Genomic DNA, 16,090 nt, shown 5'->3' with positions numbered 1-16,090 from the left:
TCAAAGTCCGTTTTTGGGGGATTCATTCGGTACGCTGAGATCGGGCGCCGGAGGCGGGGGCTGGCCAGTCTTTTGCGCTGCTTCAATATGATAAAGCCACGCTAACAGTTCTGCAATTACACGGTAGAGCAGCGGCGGAATCTGGTGGTCCAGGTCCACTTCCATCAGCAGCGATACCAGTTCTTTCGACTCGTGGATGTGCACGCCATGTTCGGCGGCGACGGCAATGATTTGCTCGGCCACCAACCCGCGTCCTTTGGCAACGACTTTTGGTGCCGCTTCGCCGCTCTTGTAGGCGAGGGCGACGGCGCTTTGCAGGGGCTTGCGCGGCTGCTCGTTCTGGTCACTCGGCGCCATCGTTGCCCTCCGCGTTGATGGCGAGGGAGGTCAGCGGTGCGCCTGCGGCATCCATGGCTTGCTGCAAGGCGCTGGCCCAGGCGCGCAGGGTGGCAGCCGTGTCTTCCGAGCCGGACTGGACAGCAACGTGCACCTGGTCGCCAACCAGGGTGACGTTGGCCGCGACCTTGCCCAGCATGGGGAAGCGGAAGCGCACGCCGCTGCGCCAGACGGGATCGGCTTCGCCATCCCGCCCTTCGCGGCGGCTGCCTTTGCCGCCGGCGTCCCCTTGCTGGTCGCGCTCGACCAGCCATTGCATTTGCTGGCCGGGCCAGGCTTCCCCTTGCCACATGACCTTACCTTGCTCGTGGGTGTGCAACTGCTGGTTGATCATTTGCGCTGCGGACAGGTCGGGGCCCGCCAACGCTTTCGCCACGGCATCAACCTGGCTTTGTCCAGCACCTTGCGCGGCGGCCTGGCGCTGCATTTGCGGCTCGCGCTGCAAGTCTTGCAGCGAGCGCTTGCCTGCGGCCCATTCGGCCACATGGGATTCGTAAAACAGGCCGCTGTCGCCTAGGGCGCGCTGCAAGCCCTGGCTGAGTTTTCCCGTATCGGGCGGGCCGCCGGCACTGAGTGGCGCCTTGCCGTTGATGGTGACCGGCATGCCCGGCGTCGCGTAGGCGGAGGCCAGTGCGCTGGCGATGGCGCGTGCGGCGGGACTGAGCGCGGCCTGCGGCGTGTCCTTGCCGAGCGAGGGCAACTGGTCGGACGGCACCAGCGGGGCTTTGCTGAGCAGGGCAGCGCCGGCACTCAGCGCGCGGCCCTGGGCTTGCGCGGCGCCAGTTTGGCCGGCTTCTGCGCCGCCGGCTGCCTGCGGTTGCTTGCCGCTCAGGTTCAGGATGGCCGCTTCCTGCGACGGCAGGCGCCCCTGGGCCGGCATGTCGGGCATCTGGTCGCCGGACACAAAGGTCGCCATCTGACCCGCTTGCGGACTGCCGGCGCCCACCTGCAGCGTGGCGCGCGGTTGGCCGCTGACGACGGTCAGCGGCAGTTCATCGCCGGCATTGATGCCGTTTGGCAGCAACATGCGCGCATTGGTATCGGCCACGCGCACCAGGAAGCTGCCATCGGAGAATTTGCTGAGGACCTGGGCGGGCAGGGTTTGCCCGACCATTTGCGAGAGGGCGCGCTGGAAGGCTTCCTGGCGCGGCGCGGCCACCGCTGGCGCGGCAGATGCCGCGCTGGTGGCGCTGACGCCCCGGACATCCAGGCGCGGGGGCAGCATGGCAGCCGCCCCGCTCAGACGGCGCCGTAGGCGGCGGCCAGGCGCCGTTCAGTGCCGGTGTTGTTGATCAGTTTGGACAGCTGGGCCATCCAGGGCATGGTCAGGTCGCGGATCTGGCGATCGTCGTCCAGCATCTGCTTGATCAGGCCCAGCTTCTGCTGGCGCTCGGCGGCGTCCAGCACGACTGCTTCCTCATTGCCGCGCAGCAGGGCCACCTGGGCCGCTACCTGGCTTTCCAGTACTTCCAGTCCGTCCCAGTCGGACATCGTAGCCGCTGCCACCATCTTGTGGGTCAGTGCTGCCATGGCGGTGTAGGCGGTTAAAACTTCCACGTTCGTCATTGTCATCCTCGATTACATGCTGGACAAAGCAGCAGGCTGGGCATTGGTTGTCGCGGCAGGGTTGCCGCCGATCTGGTTCCAGGTATCGCGCAGGTCGGCCAGCAGGCCGCGCACTTCGTCCAGGATTTCAGGCTGGTTCTTGAGGTTCGCTTCCAGCAGGCGGCGGCTCATGTAGTCATACAAGGCATCCAGGTTGCGGGCGATCTCGCCGCCGGCTTCCTTGTCCAGGCTGGCACGTAAGCCATCGTCGATGATGCGGATGGCTTTGGAGATGGCTTTGCCTTTTTCTTGCACATTACCTGCATTCATTTGGGTCTGCGCAGTCATGATCGCAGCCAGGGCGCCGTCGTACAGCATGACGATCAGCTTGTGCGGCGAGGCGGAGCTGACGCCGGTTTCCAGACCGACTTTCGCGTAGGCGTTGACGCCGCGTGAAGTAGTTCCAAACATAATCTCTCCTTATTCCTGCGCTCAGCTGTTGGAGGCAATAGCCGCCAGTTGCTGAGTCAAATACGCTTGCGTGCTCTGCATTTTCGCCAAGGTTGCGTCAAGCCGCGTAAATTGGGTGCGGTAGCGCTTTTCAATGTCGTCCAGCTTGGAAGAGAAGGCGTCGCGCTGTTTGGCCACGTCCTTAATGCTCTTGTTTAAGCCTTCGGTCACGGTCGTCAGCAAGCCTTTGCTGCCCAGGAATGACGTGGCCAGGTTGTTGAGCTGGTAGGCATAGCCTTGGGAGAAGGAGACGGTGCCGCGATCGCCCAGGGCGCCGCCGGTAATGTCGATCTTCAGGCCTTCTGCATCGGTGCCCTCGGCGCCGGTGAGGGTCTGGCCGGTTCCGACCACTGCCTTGCCACCCAGGGTGCCGGCCACGTCGGTGCCGACCACCGGCGTTGCGCCGCCGAACACGCTGTCCACGGTGCTGCCGCTGACACTGGTCAGGGCGATATTCGAGGCCGAGCCGTATTTGCTGGACGAGAGCACCAATTTGCCGCTGCCGTCGATCGCTGCGGTGACGCTGGAACCGGTATCCGAGAAGGCGGCTGTGCCGTTGATCGACGACTGTACGATCTTGGCCAGTTCGGCGGGCGAATAGGTGCCTGCCGGGATGGTGACATTGGCGATATTTTTCGAGTTGCTGGGCGTGGTGTCGTTGAGGGTCACCGCCCAGGTGGTGTTGGCGGCAATCGTGGTGCTGCCCAGCGCTGCCGAGCTGGTCAATGCACCCTGGCTGGCCAGGGCCGTGATGTTCAGCGCATAGCTGCCCGGCTTGGTTTTTGCAGTCGAGCTGACAAAGCTTACGTTCGGGTCAGTGGCATTGCCGATGGCGGTAAACAGGCCGGCGATGTCGCCGAAATTCTTCTCGATTGCCTTGTTCAGCTTGGCGTCGTCGAGGCTGAGCGTGCCGTCTTTTGCAAAGGAAATGCCTACCTGGCCCATATTGGTCAGGCTGCCGGACAGGCCGGTGATCTGGCCGCTCATCATGCGGCGCAGTTGTGCCTGCATCGATTGCGCGGTCGGGTCACCTTGCAGCGCGCCGGCTTTCTTGGTTTCCGGGTCATAGGCGGTGAGTTTTTTCAGCGCGCCGTTGAGTTCGTTGTACGCCTTGACGAAGGCCGTCAGGTTGGTCTTCACGCTGTTGGTGTCGCGCGCCACGTTCAGCGTCGTGCTGCCGACCTGGTTGACCGTCAGGCCCACGCCCTGGATCGATTCGTTGACAGTGTTGGAGTGGCTGCTGACGGCAATGCCGTTGACAGTCAGCTTGGTGTCCTGGGCAGCACTGGTCTGCTGCATCGACTGGGTGCCGGCCGGATCATAGCTGAGCAGGCTGCTCAGGGCTGCGTCCGGCGGGTTGCTGCCATCACCGCTCAGGCTGATCTTCATGGCCGCGTTTTCGCCGGTCTTGTTCGACGTCAGCACCAGACGGTACGGGGACGCGCTGCCGTCGGACACGATGGTGGCGGTCACGCCCAGGCTGGCCTTGTTGATGGCGTCAGCCACGCCTTGCAGGGTGTTGTTGGTGCTGTCGATGACGACGGAACCCGTTGGCTGGCTGGCATCCTGGCTGAAACCGCCGCCCAACATGCTGCCGCCGGTGCCGGCAGTCAGGCCGGCGGCGGCAGGATTGTTGCCGGCGATGGTGATTGGGCTGCCGTTGGCTGAGGTCAGGGTGACGCTGCTGGCCGAAGCGTAGGTGGCCCCGGCATTCGCGGCGCCCGCCGCAGTCTTGGCGCCGCCGGTGACGCCGCTGGCGGTTTCGGTGATGGCCACGCTGGCGCCGCTGGCACTGCGGAATTCTAGGGTGCCGGCAGCGGCGCTGCCGGTAAACGTGATGCCGGCAGCAGCGAGCGCGGTAGCGGTGGCGCCGCCCGCATTGGCCAGGTCGGCATCGAGGGAAGCAGCCGTGACGCCGGCGCCCGCCGCGACGCCTGCTCCCTGGCTGGCGATCGTGACGTTGCCGACTTTCAGCGCGTAAGAGCCCGTGCCATCGGTCGCCACGTCGCCAAAGGTGGAGAAAATATTCGCCACCGTGGCAGTGACGCCGGTCGTGCTGGTCTTGTCATTGATGGCATTTGCCAGTGCCGTGGCGCTATTGGTGCCGCTTGAGGTTGGAATGGCAGTGCCGTTGATGCTGAGCGAGCCATTGGCCAAGCCGTTGGCCAGCATCGATGAGCTCAGGCCCGTGCCTTGCAAGCCGAAGCTGCCGCTGGCCGTACCGAACTGGAAGGACAGGGTTGTCGAACCGCCCAGGCCGATAGTCGACGTCTTGCTCGCCAAGCCAGTGGTCATCAGGGTCTGCGCCTGCGCCAGCTGGCTGACATTGATCTTGTAATTGCCCGCCACTGCCTTGGCCGAAGCGCTGGCAGTCAGCAAATCCTTGTTGCCTACCGTGGTAGAGAAGCCTTTGAAGGAGTTGGCCGAGGTCAGGCCGCCCAGGGCGCTCTGGAACACGCCGACCGCTGCGGTCAGTGAACCGAAGGCGCTCACCTTGGCCTGGTAGGACGCGGTCTTGCGGTCGTAGCCTGCCAGTGGCGCCGCTTCTGCCGCCATCAGTTTGTCGACGATGTCGTTGACCTGCAAGCCGGAACCGATACCGGGAGATGATAGTGCTGGGGTGCTGGAAAGGGCCACGGCAAACTCCTGAGGAAACAAGATAAGTCTAACTTGTTTACGGCAGATTCTAAGGGGACTTGAGAGGGGGAAATACCTGTTTATTCCTGTCCGAAATGACAACCTGGCCAGGACAGCATAACGTAAAAAAGCCCGGACTGCCGCATGGGCAGGCCGGGCCTTGGGGAAGGTGCCGCGGTCAGGCTTGCTGGTCGACCAGCAAGCCGCCCTGGCGGGCATCGATCGACCTGGCGATCTGCAACGCTTCCGGGGTCGGAATCTGTCGCAGTACTTCCTTGGTGCGCTGGTCGATCACTTTGACGATGGTGCGCTTGCTGTCGTCGTCGATGGAGAATTCCAGGCCTTGGGCCCGCTCCTGGACCGACTTGTTCAGCTTGGCAACCGCGTCTTCCACGTCATTCCTGGAAGGCACAGCCTCCTTGGCCTTAACGGCATCGATGGTTTCCACCGCGGCAGCTGGGCTGCGGCCTGCCACCGGGAGGGCCACGAAATCCGGGGCCGCGATGCCGCGGTCGGCGCGTGGCGCAGTAGCAGTTATTGAATCGATAGTCATGCAGACCTCCTACGGAAAATTCCCCGGTCCGGCGAACCGGAGCGGGGAACCGCTTTTTTACCTAGCGAACTGGCGATTAGCCGCGCAGCAGGCTCAGCACGCCGTTAGGCAGCGAGTTAGCCTGGGCCAACATGGCGGTACCAGCTTGTTGCAGGATCTGGCCGCGGGTCAGGCTTGCGGTTTCTGCAGCAAAGTCGGTGTCCACGATACGGCTGCGCGATGCAGACAGGTTCTCGGTCGTCGCGCTCAGGTTCGAGATCGTCGAGGAGAAGCGGGACTGCAGTGCGCCGAACGATGCGCGCTGGCTGTTCACCGAAGCCAGGGCGGCGTCAGCGATCTTGATTGCCAGCTGGGCGTTGTCAAAGGTCGTAACGTCCAGGGTTGCCACCGACTTCAGGGTCGAACCACCAGCCAGGCTGAAGCCAGTCGCAGCAGCCTCAGTCACCGAGAACGAGCTCTCGGAGTCCATGGTCACGCGACCCATCACGGTCGACACGGCAGCAGCTGCGGTCATCGCGTTCGCGGCGCCGTTCAGCGCGCCAGCGGCGTTGTAGTTCTGTGCGCTCAGGACCGTGTTACCACCGGTTTTGGTGTTGGTCAGCTTGATGTCAGAACCGGTCGAGTGCGACAGTTTCAGCTTGTTGTTGGTCTCGTCATACTGGGCGGTAACGCCGGTCTTGGACGATTGCGCATTGAAGGCATTGATCGCCGAAGCGTAGTCGTCAGCCGAGTTTGCACCGGTACCGATGGTGAAGGATACGGTCACTGGGGAGCCAGCGTTGTCGCCTTCGACGGTCATGGTGTAGGACTCAGCGCCCAGGGTCAGTGCAGCGTCGGTCTTGGCCGAGGCCGTGACGCCGGTGTTGGCAGTCTGTGCATTGATGCTGGCAGCGACCGACTTGGCGGTGCTGGTAGCGGCCAAGGTGGTGATGGTTGCCGAACCGCGGGAACCATTGATGGTAGCGGTGGTGGCAGCCGAGGTATTGGCAGCGGTCACAGCGGCAGGAGCGCCTTCGATACGGTTGTCGCCGTAGGTGCTGGTCAGGAAGTTGGCGCCAACAGCCTGGATGGTCTGATTAGCGTCAGCGCCGACCTGGAAGGTAGCGGTGCCCATCGAGCCGTCCAGCAGGTTCTTGCCGTTGAAGTTGGTGGTCTGGGCAACACGGTTCAGTTCGGATGCCAGTTCGCCAACTTCAGTCTGCAGAGCCTGACGGTCGGAAGCGGAGTTGGTGGCGTTGGACGACTGCACCGCCAGTTCACGGATACGCTGCAGGATGTCGCCGGAGGAAGCCAGCGCGCCTTCAGCGGTCTGCGCCAGCGAAACGCCGTCGTTGGCGTTGCGCATTGCCTGGTTCATGCCGCGAATCTGGGAATTCATACGGTCCGAAATTGCCAGGCCAGCCGCATCGTCCTTAGCGCTGTTAATACGCAGGCCGGAGGACAGACGTTGCAGGGAGGTCGACAGGCTGCTCTGGGATGCGTTCAGGTTGCGCTGCGAGTTCAGGGACGAGATGTTGGTGTTAATTACGGAAGCCATGGTATTTCTCCATTCGGTACTACTGATTGGGCAATTTGCTCATTCACTTTGGCCCGCCACGCTGTTCTTGTGACGATCAAGCCGCTGTTGTTTTGGGTAACGGTTTCCACACGGGAACCTTTAGGGCGATTCAGCTGGTAAATCGCCCTGTTTTCACCCTCAAGTTGCCTGCAGAGTGCCGCTTAAACGGCGGGCTTTTCCTGAACTTTAGGCCGAAAAAAAATATTTTTCATGGGCAAAGAAAATAAAAAAGCCCGCCGGGAGGGGCGGGCTTGCTGGTGTGTCATTGCTTACTCGGCAACGACAACCCGATTCTTGCCGGATTTCTTGGCCTTGTACATGGCTTCATCGGCACGCTTGACCAGGTCGGCCTGGACTTCGTGCGGGCGGCGCAGGGCGACGCCGGCCGAGAACGTGATCAGCACCTTTTCGTTTTCATGCATGAAGAAGTGGCGGGTCAGTTCGCGCTGCAGGCGGGTCATGGTGGCTTCCGCCGCCTCGATGGTGGTCTCGGGCAGCAGGATCAGGAATTCCTCGCCGCCGAAGCGGGCGATCACGTCCATCGAGCGCAGGGTCTCCTTGACCACCTTGACCAGGTGCTTGAGCGCGTTGTCGCCGGCGATGTGGCCCATGGTGTCGTTGAGCTTCTTGAAATCGTCCAGGTCCAGCACGGCGATGCACAGCGGGGTGCCGCGGCGGTCGGCGCGCGCGGTTTCGCGCTCGAACACGTCGTCCAGGCCGCGCCGGTTCAGCGAGCCGGTCAACTGGTCTTCGCGCACCAGCTCGCTCAGGTGCTGCAGCTTCGCTTCCAGCGCGTGGATGCGCGCTTCGGCATCCTGCACTTCCTGCCGCGCCACCATCATGTTGTCGCGCGCCTTCAAGGCTTCGCCCTGTACCTGGCGGGTTTCCTTCAGCACGTCGTCCAGGATCTGGTTCAGCTCGCCGATATCGCGGGCGGCGCGGATCTTGTCGGAATAGCCACCAATCTTCTCGTGGAAGTCGCCCGTCGAGGTCGCCACCGCGCCAAGGCGGTCGATAAAGGTCATCATCATGTTCTTGACTGTGGCCTTGACGTCGGTGATCGAGTGCTTGAGCTGGCTCTGCTTATAGATGACGTCTTTCAGGCTGCGCGTGGCTTCCTCCAGCGCACGCTGGTCGATCGGGCCGGCAATCAGGTTTTGCACGGCGTCGATCTGGCCGCGCAGCCAGGAGTCGTCATCGAGCAATTCGCTGACGTTTTCCAGCAGCAGGCGGAACAGGCGCAGCAGCAGTTCTTGCTGCTCGGCGGTGTCGCCGCTGCGGATCTCGATCTGGTAGCACAGTTCCTTCAGCCGGCTGCCGATCTCGGCCAGCGCAGCCTCGGTATGCGCTTCCTTGGTCGCTGCGCCGAGCGACTCGGCTTCAGCCACCAGGTTCGGGCTGTCGGACAGCAGGGAAGCGACGGCAAAGGTCAGGGTGCGGCTCAGCAGCTCGCGCAGCAGGCGCGCCTGCTCGTTGTTCTCTTCGGGCACCAGGCCGCCGGCGCCGACCTTGACCAGGGGGCGTTCGGCCAGGGCGGCCAGGGTGCGGGCATAGGTATCCCAGTCGCGCGCCTTGACGGCGCGGTTGAAACGGCGGCCAAAGTCGGCCAGGTCGCCCGGCTGGTCGGTCAGGCGGGCGGCGAACTGGACCAGCATGGTTTCTGCCGGACTCTCCTGCACGACCGGGGCCGGCGGCACCGGCACGATGCCGGCGATTTCATTGTAGATGTCACGATACGCGTCTGGCGTAGGGGCAATCCGGCGCACAGCGAGGCGGCGGAATGCCTCGCGAGCGATATCAGCCGGATTCATATCCGCCGCGGCTGGATTGGTGGGTTTGCTAGACATCTGACGCACAGCCTTCATTAAGGTTTACCGATTACCAGCATGTTAAGCCACTGTCCAGTCGCACGATTCGATGATAAACGGGAGTAAATGTGCTTACTTCTTGGCATCATTTTCTAGTCGATCAGCTGGTTCTTGATGGCGTAGTGCGTGAGTTCGGCGCTGTTCTTCAGGTTCATTTTGGCCAGCAGGCGAGAGCGGTATTCACTGACAGTCTTGACCGAGAGCGATAGCTCCTTGGCAATGGCGCCCACCGTCTTGCCGGAGGCGATCATGGTCAGGGTCTGGTACTCGCGGTCGGACAGCGTTTCGTGCGGCGCAGCCTGATGGTCCTCGCCGACATGGTTGGCCAATTCCTGGGCCAGTGCCGGGCTAACATATTTTAACCCCGCGGCGCACTGGCGGATTGCATTTACTAACTCTTTCGGTGCACTTTGCTTGGTGAGGTAGCCGGCGGCGCCGGCCTTGAGGGAGCGGATGGCGTACTGGTCTTCGCGATGCATGGACAGCATCAGCACGGCCAGCTCGGGTTTGTCTTTCTTGACCTGTTTCAGCACTTCGATGCCGTTGCGGTCGGGCAGGGAGATATCAAGCAATAAAACATTGCAGCCGGACTTGCGGAACAGCTTGATGGCGTCGAGACCATTTTCCGCTTCGCCGGCGACGACGATGTCCTTGGTTTCGGCCAGGATCTGCTTCAAGCCTTCGCGCACGATGGCATGGTCGTCGGCAATAAATACTTTGATGACGGCTTTTTCACTCATGACCAATTGTAACGTCTGGCGCGTGGGCCGGGAGGCGGATTTTGATCGCCACTTCGGTGCCGCCCCCGGCCGCATGGCCCAGGTTGAGCGTGCCGCCCAGCGCCCGCGCGCGCTCGGCCATGCCGCGCAGGCCGAAGGAGTCGGGCTTGGCGCGGTCGGCCGGGCGGATGCCGCGGCCATTGTCGCTGATCTTCAGGGTCAGCACGCCGCGGCTGCGCGTCAGCTTGACGGTGACCGCGCTCGCTTGTGCGTGCTTGGCGATATTGGTCAACGCTTCCTGTGCGATGCGGAACAGGGCTGTCGCCTGTTCGGGGTCCAACTCGAGTTCCTTCATGCTGGCCTGCAGGGTGCAGGCGATGCCGGCCTGGGCTTCGAATTCCTTGACCTGCCATTCCAGCGCCGGCAGCAGGCCGAAGTCCAGTACCGATGGGCGCAGGTCGAGCGTCAGGCGATGCACGGCATCGATGGTACGGTCCACCAGGGAGTCGACGTAGGCAGCCTTCTGCTGCAGGGTGTCATCGCCTTCCGGCAGGCGTGCGGCCAGCATGGCCAGGGCCATCTTGATGGCGGTCAGGTTGCCGCCCAGGTCGTCGTGGATTTCGCGCGCGATGCGTTCGCGTTCCTGCTCCTTGACCCGTTCGATGTGGGCGGTCAGCTCGGCCAGCCGGGCGCGGCTGGCGCGCACTTCAAGCTGCTCCTGCTTGCTCTCCGTGATGTTGGACATGATGCCTTCCCACTGCACGCCGCCATCGGGCAGGACGTGCGGGGTGCTGCGCAGGTTGATCCACTTGACGTCTTTCCAGGCCTCGACCCAGATGCGGCCTTCCCAGTTCCAGCTCCACAGGGAATTGGCCGAGGACTGCATCGACTCCAGGTAGGCGGGGCGATCTTCCGGCAGCACCAGCGACAGGAAACGCTCAGGTTCGGCCTGCAGTTCGGCGGCGTTGATGCCCAGCAGGGCCAGGCAGCCATCGCTCAAATAGGGAAAGGACACGCTGCCGTCAGGATGGCGGCGGAACTGGTAGACCAGTCCGGGGGCGTTGGCGGCGATATGGTGGAGGGCGGTCGGCAAGGCTGGACGCATAAGTGGTTGGATGGTCAGCGACGCATGCGCCAGAACGCGCTGAAGCGGCGCAGCACGCGCATCGGGCGGGCGGCGAAACGGCCGCGGCGCCAGCCGGCGCGCCAGCGGCGCAGCCGTTCGCGCACCTTGTCGACCAGGGCGCGGCATTCACGCCAGGCGGCAGTGGCTTTCAGGCGCGCGATCCAGCGTTCTTTCAATTCCATGAAGCGGCCGTGCAGCCAGGCAAACCAGCGCAGGCGCAGCAGCGACGGTCGGGTCAGCGCATACAGCCGCGCCACGGCGGCGGCGCCAGCCACCTTGGCCAGCACGAATACGCTGATGCCCATGAAGGCATGGCCCCGTGCCATGGCGAACAGGGCCAGCAGCTTGACCGGAAACAGCATCAGTGCCGGCAGCAAGAACACGGCCATGGCAGCAGCGGGACCGAGGTTGCAGATAATGCGCTCGAGGGCGCGCAACGGCGGGAAGCGAGCCAGTATCGCCATCAGGCGCGCTCCGACATCCCACAGCCATTCCTCGAAGATCAGGAACAGGGCTGCGCAGTAGACGAGGGGGGCGAACAGGCGCCGCCTGAGTGTGTACAATCGCTTCATGTGAGTGCCATTATTGCACCAAATAATTAGAAGAGAGTTATGAACAAGGCTTTTGTCAAAGAGGGCGAGCAGGACGACGACGATGACCTGCCGCCAGGTGCGCCGCCGATCCCCCCCGGCTCCAAGAACTACATTACGCCGGCGGGCTACCAGCGCATCAAGGACGAGCTGCTGCAGCTGATCGATATAGAGCGTCCCGAGGTGGTGAAGGTGGTGCACTGGGCCGCATCGAACGGCGACCGTTCCGAAAACGGCGACTACATATACGGCAAGCGCCGCCTGCGCGAAATCGACCGCCGCATTCGTTTCCTTACCAAGCGCATGGACCTGGCCGAGGTAGTGGACCCCAGCATCCACCATGGCAACGACCAGGTATTCTTCGGCGCCACCGTCACCTACGCCAAGCGCGACGGCGAGGAGCACACCATCACCATTGTCGGCATTGACGAATTCGACCCGCTGAAGGGCAAGGTTAGTTGGATCAGCCCGGTCGCGCGCACGCTGACCAAAGCACGCGAAGGCGACACTGTGCTGCTGCACACGCCGAATGGCGCCGAAGAGCTGGAAATCCTGGACGTCAGCTATCCGTCCCCGAGCGCCTGAGCAAGGTGGTGATACCGCAATAGCGGCCTGCAGCATCATTTCACAGCCAAAGTATTATCAGTGCAACTTTGCCAAGTTGTTATAATAAATTTTTAATTACTTTTATGGCAAGGTGTGCGCATGGCTTTCGCTCAACTGACGCAAGTCTTCTATGATCCATCGGCGGCGTTCGCGGCGCTGAAGGAGCGCCCGCGAGCATGGTTGCCGCTGCTGCTGCTTTACGTGAGCAGTATCGGCATCCTGGTCTGGTATTTCCAGACTGTCGATTGGGACTGGATGATGTCGAACACCTTCCCACCGGACATGCCCGCCGACCAGCGCGAGGCGGCCAGCAAAACCATGACACGCGGCGTGATGATGGGAATGGGCGTGGCGGGCATCATCGTGGGAACCCTGTTCATCTACTGCCTGCTGGGACTGTATTACTGGCTGGCGGGGAAGCTGGCCAGCATGGACCTGAGCTTCAAGTCGGGCTTCTCGCTGGCGGCATGGGCCTCGCTGCCGGGCCTGATCGGCGTGCCGCTGATGGCGCTGCAGATCATTACCAGCAGGGGCCGATTGGCGCTCGAACAAGCGGACATGCTGTCGCTGAACTTCTTGCTGGTGCACGCTGCGCCACATACGCCATGGGCGGCGATCGCCAGCGCACTCAAGCTCACCGATATCTGGGTTGTCTTGCTGGCTGCGATCGGCCTGCGTACCTGGACCGGTAAAAGCACCACTACCTGCGCCATCATCGCGGCGCTGCCGTATGTCGTGATCTACGGCTGCTGGACCGCCTGGATCGTGTTCAAGAATTGAGGCGCGCATGAAACGCAAACTGATTGCATTGGCCGTGGTGGCGGCCATGATCGGCATTCCTGTTGCCGTCAAGTTCGGCGGCTCGCCGCCGAAGGTCGAAGCCGAACTGGCCAAGGTCGAGAACAAGGCAATTTATCCTGCGGTGCTGGCGTCCGGCAGCCTGGTGTTCCGCCAGGAGGTGCAACTGTCGCCGGAAGTGATCGGCAAGGTGTCGGAAGTGCTGGTGAAGGAGGGCGACAAGATCGAAAAAGGGCAGGTCGTGCTGCGCCTCGATCCGAGCACCTACAAAGCCGATGTGGCGCAGCAGGAAGCGGCGGTGCGCAACGCGGCCGTCAGCGTGGACCGCGCCCAGATCGACCTCGAAAACCAGCAGCGCAAGCTGGAGCGCTCGCGCCAGCTGGCCGCTGCCAAGTTCATCGATGTGTCGCGCCTCGATGATGCGAAGCTGGCGGTGGACCTGGCGGTGGTTTCGCTGCGCAGTGCGCGCGAAAGCCGTCAGCAAGCGATGGCGATGCTGGCGCTGGCGCAGGAGCGCCTGGCCAAGACCGAGGTGCGGGCGCCGATTTCGGGTACTGCCACCAGCGTTTCGATCAAGGCCGGTGAAACGGCCGTGGCCAGTGCTACGGGAATTGCGGGCTCCAGCCTGATGACGATCGCCGACCTCAGCTCCATGATCGCTGAGGTCAACGTGGACGAAGGCGATATCGCCAACGTCGCGCCGGGACTGAAGACGCGCATCTTCCCTTCGGCCTATGCCGACCGTCCGCTGAGCGGCAGCGTGGAATCGGTCTCGCTGGCGCCGAAGCCCCAGGGCTTGGGCCAGGCTGCGAGCCAGGGCCGCAGCTACGTGGTCAAGGTCAAGCTGGCGGAGCACCAGCTTGCGCTGCGCTCCGGCATGACCTGCCGTGCCGAGATCGTGACCGGCGACGGCGCGCCGCGGCCGGTGGTTCCGCTGCAGGCCGTGCAACTGACCGAGGCTTCGGAAGGCAAGGGCAAGCGCAGTAATTATGTCTACGCGATTGTCGACGGCGTGGCGAAGAAACGCATCGTGGAACTGGGCCTGTCGGACGACAGCAACCAGGAGATCACCAAGGGCCTGGCGCTCGGCGAGACCGTTGCAGTGGGGCCGGCGCGCACCCTGCGCGACCTGCGTGAAGGAACTGCCGTCAAGGCCAAGGCGGCGGAGTCCAAGGCCCTCAAGGTCGCCGATGGAAGCAAGCCGTGATCACGCTGACTGGCATCACCAAGCAATACCGGATGGGCGACCAGACCGTGCATGCCTTGCAGGGTGTGGACCTGCACATCGAGCGCAATGAACTGGTGGCGTTTATCGGCGCTTCGGGGTCCGGCAAATCGACGATGATGAATATCGTCGGCTGCCTGGACCGACCGAGCGCAGGCACCTATTTCCTGAACGGCAAAGACGTGGCGACCATGGCCAGCGACGACCTGGCCCAGGTGCGCAACGAGGAGATCGGCTTCATCTTCCAGAGCTTCCACCTGCTGCCTCGCCATACTGCGCTGGATAACGTGGCGCAGCCGCTGATCTATCGCGGCATTCCGCCATCGGAACGCAAGCGCATGGCGCGCGAGGCGCTGGAGCACGTCGGGTTGGGCGAGCGCACGCACCATCGGCCCAACGAGCTGTCCGGCGGCCAGCGGCAGCGGGTGGCCATTGCGCGGGCACTGGTGGGCAAGCCATCGATCCTGCTGGCCGATGAACCGACCGGCAACCTGGATTCGGCCACTACGCGCGAAATCATGGCCTTGATCAAGGACGTGCACCGGAACGGCCAGACGGTCGTGATGGTGACGCACGAACCTGACATTGCGGAACAATGCCAGCGCATCGTGCGGCTGCAGGATGGGCGCGTGCTGTCCGACCATCGCGTGGCAGGAGGCTAGCCGATGTACATCTTTATCGAAGCGCTTCGTTCGGCGATGGCGGCAATCCGCGCGCACCGCATGCGCAGCTTCCTGACTTCGCTGGGCATCATCATCGGCGTGGCGTCGGTGATTACCGTGATCTCGCTGATCCAGGGCTTGTCGCAATCGATCACGCGCCAGTTCGAAGGCCTTGGCGGCAATGCGCTGACGGTGCATGCCAAGAACGATTTCAAGGACGTCATGCGGGGCAAGGTCAATTACCTGCAGTTCGAGGACGTCGAACAGTTGCGCGGGCACGTGGAAGGCATCCGCGAACTGAGTCCGGCATTCATGTTTCCCGGCGGTGAAATCCGCTACGGCAACCAGACTGCGTCCAGCCGCCAGCAATTGGCCGTGACGGCAGCCTTCATGGAAGTGAACGGCAGCTATCCCCGCCTGGGGCGTTTCATCAGCGAGTCCGATAATGCGAGCGCAAGACGGGTGTGCGTGATCGGCGAAAAAATGATCGAGCTGCTGCACCTGCCCGACAATCCGCTGGGTGAGTTCATCCAGTTCTCGGGCGAGTGGTTCAAGATTGTCGGGGTGCTGGAGAAGAAGGGCGAAATCCTCGGCATGTCGCAGGACGACCAGGTGCTGATACCGTTCCGCGCCGGACAAAGCGTCATCGGCAACGCGCGCAAGCCGAGCATGTCGATCACGGTATCGATCGGCGACATCGCCCGCACCGAAGAACTCAAGGCGCGCATTGCCACGGTGATGCGGCAAGCGCACCGCCTGCACGCCGAGCAGAAGGACGATTTTGAAATCCAGTCTTCCGACCAGTTCCTCAAGAGCTTTGAGACGGTGACCACCACGGTCACGCTGGTCATGGGCGGCGTGGTGGGCATCGCGCTGCTGGTGGGCGGGATCGGGATCATGAACATCATGCTGGTTTCGGTCAGCGAACGCACGCGCGAAATCGGGATCTGCAAGGCAATCGGCGCGCGCAGTCGCGACATCCTGATGCAGTTCCTGATCGAAGCGGTGACCTTGTCGATGCTGGGCGGCGCGATCGGCGTGCTGCTTGGCTATGGGCTGGGCCACGCGATCGCCAGCGTTATCCCCGACTTCCCCGGCGCATACGTTCCCTGGTGGGCGGTCGCGTTGTCGGTCATGTTCTCCGCAGGCGTCGGCGTGATCTTCGGCGTGCTGCCCGCCGCCAAAGCCGCCAAGCTCGACCCGATCGAAGCCTTGCGCTACGAATAGGCGGCGATTGCGCCCGCACAAAGTCCACGCTCGCTACATCGCTATCCTTGAACTTGGCGGGTCCGATCCT

16 protein-coding genes are annotated in these 16,090 nt (G+C 63.0%); 5 read left to right on the top strand and 11 right to left on the bottom strand.

Annotated features, from left to right (window positions below):
- The 11 genes from ACN9MZ_RS23275 to ACN9MZ_RS23225 all read right to left on the bottom strand — a co-directional run bounded on the left by ACN9MZ_RS23275 (position 1) and on the right by ACN9MZ_RS23225 (position 11,484).
- Positions 1–357, bottom strand: coding sequence for an EscU/YscU/HrcU family type III secretion system export apparatus switch protein (locus tag ACN9MZ_RS23275; RefSeq protein ID WP_426339235.1), 357 nt, complete (start codon positions 355–357; stop codon positions 1–3).
- Positions 344–1,621, bottom strand: coding sequence for a flagellar hook-length control protein FliK (locus ACN9MZ_RS23270; protein ID WP_426339234.1), 1,278 nt, complete (start codon positions 1,619–1,621; stop codon positions 344–346). Before ACN9MZ_RS23270 ends, ACN9MZ_RS23275 begins: the two co-directional genes overlap by 14 nt.
- A gap of 14 nt (positions 1,622–1,635) precedes the next feature.
- Positions 1,636–1,962, bottom strand: a complete 327-nt coding sequence (locus ACN9MZ_RS23265; protein WP_426339233.1) for a flagellar protein FliT — start codon at positions 1,960–1,962, stop codon at positions 1,636–1,638.
- Positions 1,963–1,974: 12 nt separating this feature from the next.
- On the bottom strand, positions 1,975–2,412 hold the full coding sequence (fliS, locus tag ACN9MZ_RS23260) for a flagellar export chaperone FliS (protein WP_426339232.1): 438 nt from the start codon (positions 2,410–2,412) through the stop codon (positions 1,975–1,977).
- 21 nt (positions 2,413–2,433) lie between these two features.
- Positions 2,434–5,088 carry a flagellar filament capping protein FliD gene (gene fliD / locus ACN9MZ_RS23255; RefSeq protein WP_426318963.1) on the bottom strand — a complete coding sequence of 885 codons (2,655 nt, stop codon included), beginning with the start codon at positions 5,086–5,088 and terminating at the stop codon, positions 2,434–2,436.
- A gap of 178 nt (positions 5,089–5,266) precedes the next feature.
- Positions 5,267–5,641, bottom strand: a complete 375-nt coding sequence (locus ACN9MZ_RS23250; protein WP_426339231.1) for a flagellar protein FlaG — start codon at positions 5,639–5,641, stop codon at positions 5,267–5,269.
- 76 nt (positions 5,642–5,717) lie between these two features.
- The gene (locus ACN9MZ_RS23245; RefSeq protein ID WP_426163726.1) at positions 5,718–7,178 is read right to left on the bottom strand and encodes a flagellin; all 1,461 of its coding nucleotides are present in this window, start codon (positions 7,176–7,178) and stop codon (positions 5,718–5,720) included.
- 290 nt (positions 7,179–7,468) lie between these two features.
- Positions 7,469–9,046 carry a GGDEF domain-containing protein gene (locus ACN9MZ_RS23240; protein ID WP_426339230.1) on the bottom strand — a complete coding sequence of 526 codons (1,578 nt, stop codon included), beginning with the start codon at positions 9,044–9,046 and terminating at the stop codon, positions 7,469–7,471.
- A 113-nt stretch (positions 9,047–9,159) separates the two neighbouring features.
- Positions 9,160–9,807 carry a response regulator gene (locus ACN9MZ_RS23235; RefSeq protein WP_426339229.1) on the bottom strand — a complete coding sequence of 216 codons (648 nt, stop codon included), beginning with the start codon at positions 9,805–9,807 and terminating at the stop codon, positions 9,160–9,162.
- Positions 9,800–10,891 carry a histidine kinase gene (locus ACN9MZ_RS23230; RefSeq protein ID WP_426339228.1) on the bottom strand — a complete coding sequence of 364 codons (1,092 nt, stop codon included), beginning with the start codon at positions 10,889–10,891 and terminating at the stop codon, positions 9,800–9,802. Before ACN9MZ_RS23230 ends, ACN9MZ_RS23235 begins: the two co-directional genes overlap by 8 nt.
- 14 nt (positions 10,892–10,905) lie before the next feature.
- Positions 10,906–11,484 carry a hypothetical protein gene (locus ACN9MZ_RS23225; protein WP_426339227.1) on the bottom strand — a complete coding sequence of 193 codons (579 nt, stop codon included), beginning with the start codon at positions 11,482–11,484 and terminating at the stop codon, positions 10,906–10,908.
- A 39-nt stretch (positions 11,485–11,523) separates the two neighbouring features.
- Between ACN9MZ_RS23225 and greB the strand changes: the two genes are divergently transcribed.
- The 5 genes from greB (at position 11,524) to ACN9MZ_RS23200 (ending at position 16,020) form a co-directional block, all read left to right on the top strand.
- The gene (gene greB / locus ACN9MZ_RS23220; RefSeq protein WP_426339226.1) at positions 11,524–12,087 is read left to right on the top strand and encodes a transcription elongation factor GreB; all 564 of its coding nucleotides are present in this window, start codon (positions 11,524–11,526) and stop codon (positions 12,085–12,087) included.
- A gap of 120 nt (positions 12,088–12,207) precedes the next feature.
- Positions 12,208–12,888 carry a YIP1 family protein gene (locus tag ACN9MZ_RS23215; protein WP_426339225.1) on the top strand — a complete coding sequence of 227 codons (681 nt, stop codon included), beginning with the start codon at positions 12,208–12,210 and terminating at the stop codon, positions 12,886–12,888.
- Positions 12,889–12,895: 7 nt separating this feature from the next.
- Entirely contained in the window at positions 12,896–14,113 is a 1,218-nt protein-coding gene (locus ACN9MZ_RS23210; protein WP_426339224.1) for an efflux RND transporter periplasmic adaptor subunit, read from the top strand.
- Complete coding sequence (locus tag ACN9MZ_RS23205; RefSeq protein WP_426339223.1) at positions 14,110–14,793, top strand: ABC transporter ATP-binding protein; 684 nt, start codon at positions 14,110–14,112, stop codon at positions 14,791–14,793. The genes ACN9MZ_RS23210 and ACN9MZ_RS23205 overlap by 4 nt, the downstream gene beginning before the upstream one ends.
- Positions 14,794–14,796: 3 nt before the next feature.
- Positions 14,797–16,020 (top strand): ABC transporter permease, encoded by a 1,224-nt coding sequence (locus ACN9MZ_RS23200; protein WP_426339222.1) that lies wholly within the window; start codon positions 14,797–14,799, stop codon positions 16,018–16,020.
- Positions 16,021–16,090 lie beyond the last annotated feature (70 nt).

The organism is Pseudoduganella sp. S-14 (assembly GCF_049913285.1).
Lineage (GTDB): Bacteria > Pseudomonadota > Gammaproteobacteria > Burkholderiales > Burkholderiaceae_D > Rugamonas.
Note: the sequence above shows the minus strand (reverse complement) of the source record. Positions and strands in the feature narration are given on the sequence as shown.

Coding starts and splice junctions, on each gene's coding strand:
- ACN9MZ_RS23275 (WP_426339235.1), bottom strand. CDS start 357: ATGGCGCCGAGTGACCAGAACGAGCAGCCGCGCAAGCCCCTGCAAAGC.
- ACN9MZ_RS23270 (WP_426339234.1), bottom strand. CDS start 1,621: ATGCTGCCCCCGCGCCTGGATGTCCGGGGCGTCAGCGCCACCAGCGCG.
- ACN9MZ_RS23265 (WP_426339233.1), bottom strand. CDS start 1,962: ATGACGAACGTGGAAGTTTTAACCGCCTACACCGCCATGGCAGCACTG.
- fliS (WP_426339232.1), bottom strand. CDS start 2,412: ATGTTTGGAACTACTTCACGCGGCGTCAACGCCTACGCGAAAGTCGGT.
- ACN9MZ_RS23250 (WP_426339231.1), bottom strand. CDS start 5,641: ATGACTATCGATTCAATAACTGCTACTGCGCCACGCGCCGACCGCGGC.
- ACN9MZ_RS23245 (WP_426163726.1), bottom strand. CDS start 7,178: ATGGCTTCCGTAATTAACACCAACATCTCGTCCCTGAACTCGCAGCGC.
- ACN9MZ_RS23240 (WP_426339230.1), bottom strand. CDS start 9,046: ATGTCTAGCAAACCCACCAATCCAGCCGCGGCGGATATGAATCCGGCT.
- ACN9MZ_RS23235 (WP_426339229.1), bottom strand. CDS start 9,807: ATGAGTGAAAAAGCCGTCATCAAAGTATTTATTGCCGACGACCATGCC.
- ACN9MZ_RS23230 (WP_426339228.1), bottom strand. CDS start 10,891: ATGCGTCCAGCCTTGCCGACCGCCCTCCACCATATCGCCGCCAACGCC.
- ACN9MZ_RS23225 (WP_426339227.1), bottom strand. CDS start 11,484: ATGAAGCGATTGTACACACTCAGGCGGCGCCTGTTCGCCCCCCTCGTC.
- greB (WP_426339226.1), top strand. CDS start 11,524: ATGAACAAGGCTTTTGTCAAAGAGGGCGAGCAGGACGACGACGATGAC.
- ACN9MZ_RS23215 (WP_426339225.1), top strand. CDS start 12,208: ATGGCTTTCGCTCAACTGACGCAAGTCTTCTATGATCCATCGGCGGCG.
- ACN9MZ_RS23210 (WP_426339224.1), top strand. CDS start 12,896: ATGAAACGCAAACTGATTGCATTGGCCGTGGTGGCGGCCATGATCGGC.
- ACN9MZ_RS23200 (WP_426339222.1), top strand. CDS start 14,797: ATGTACATCTTTATCGAAGCGCTTCGTTCGGCGATGGCGGCAATCCGC.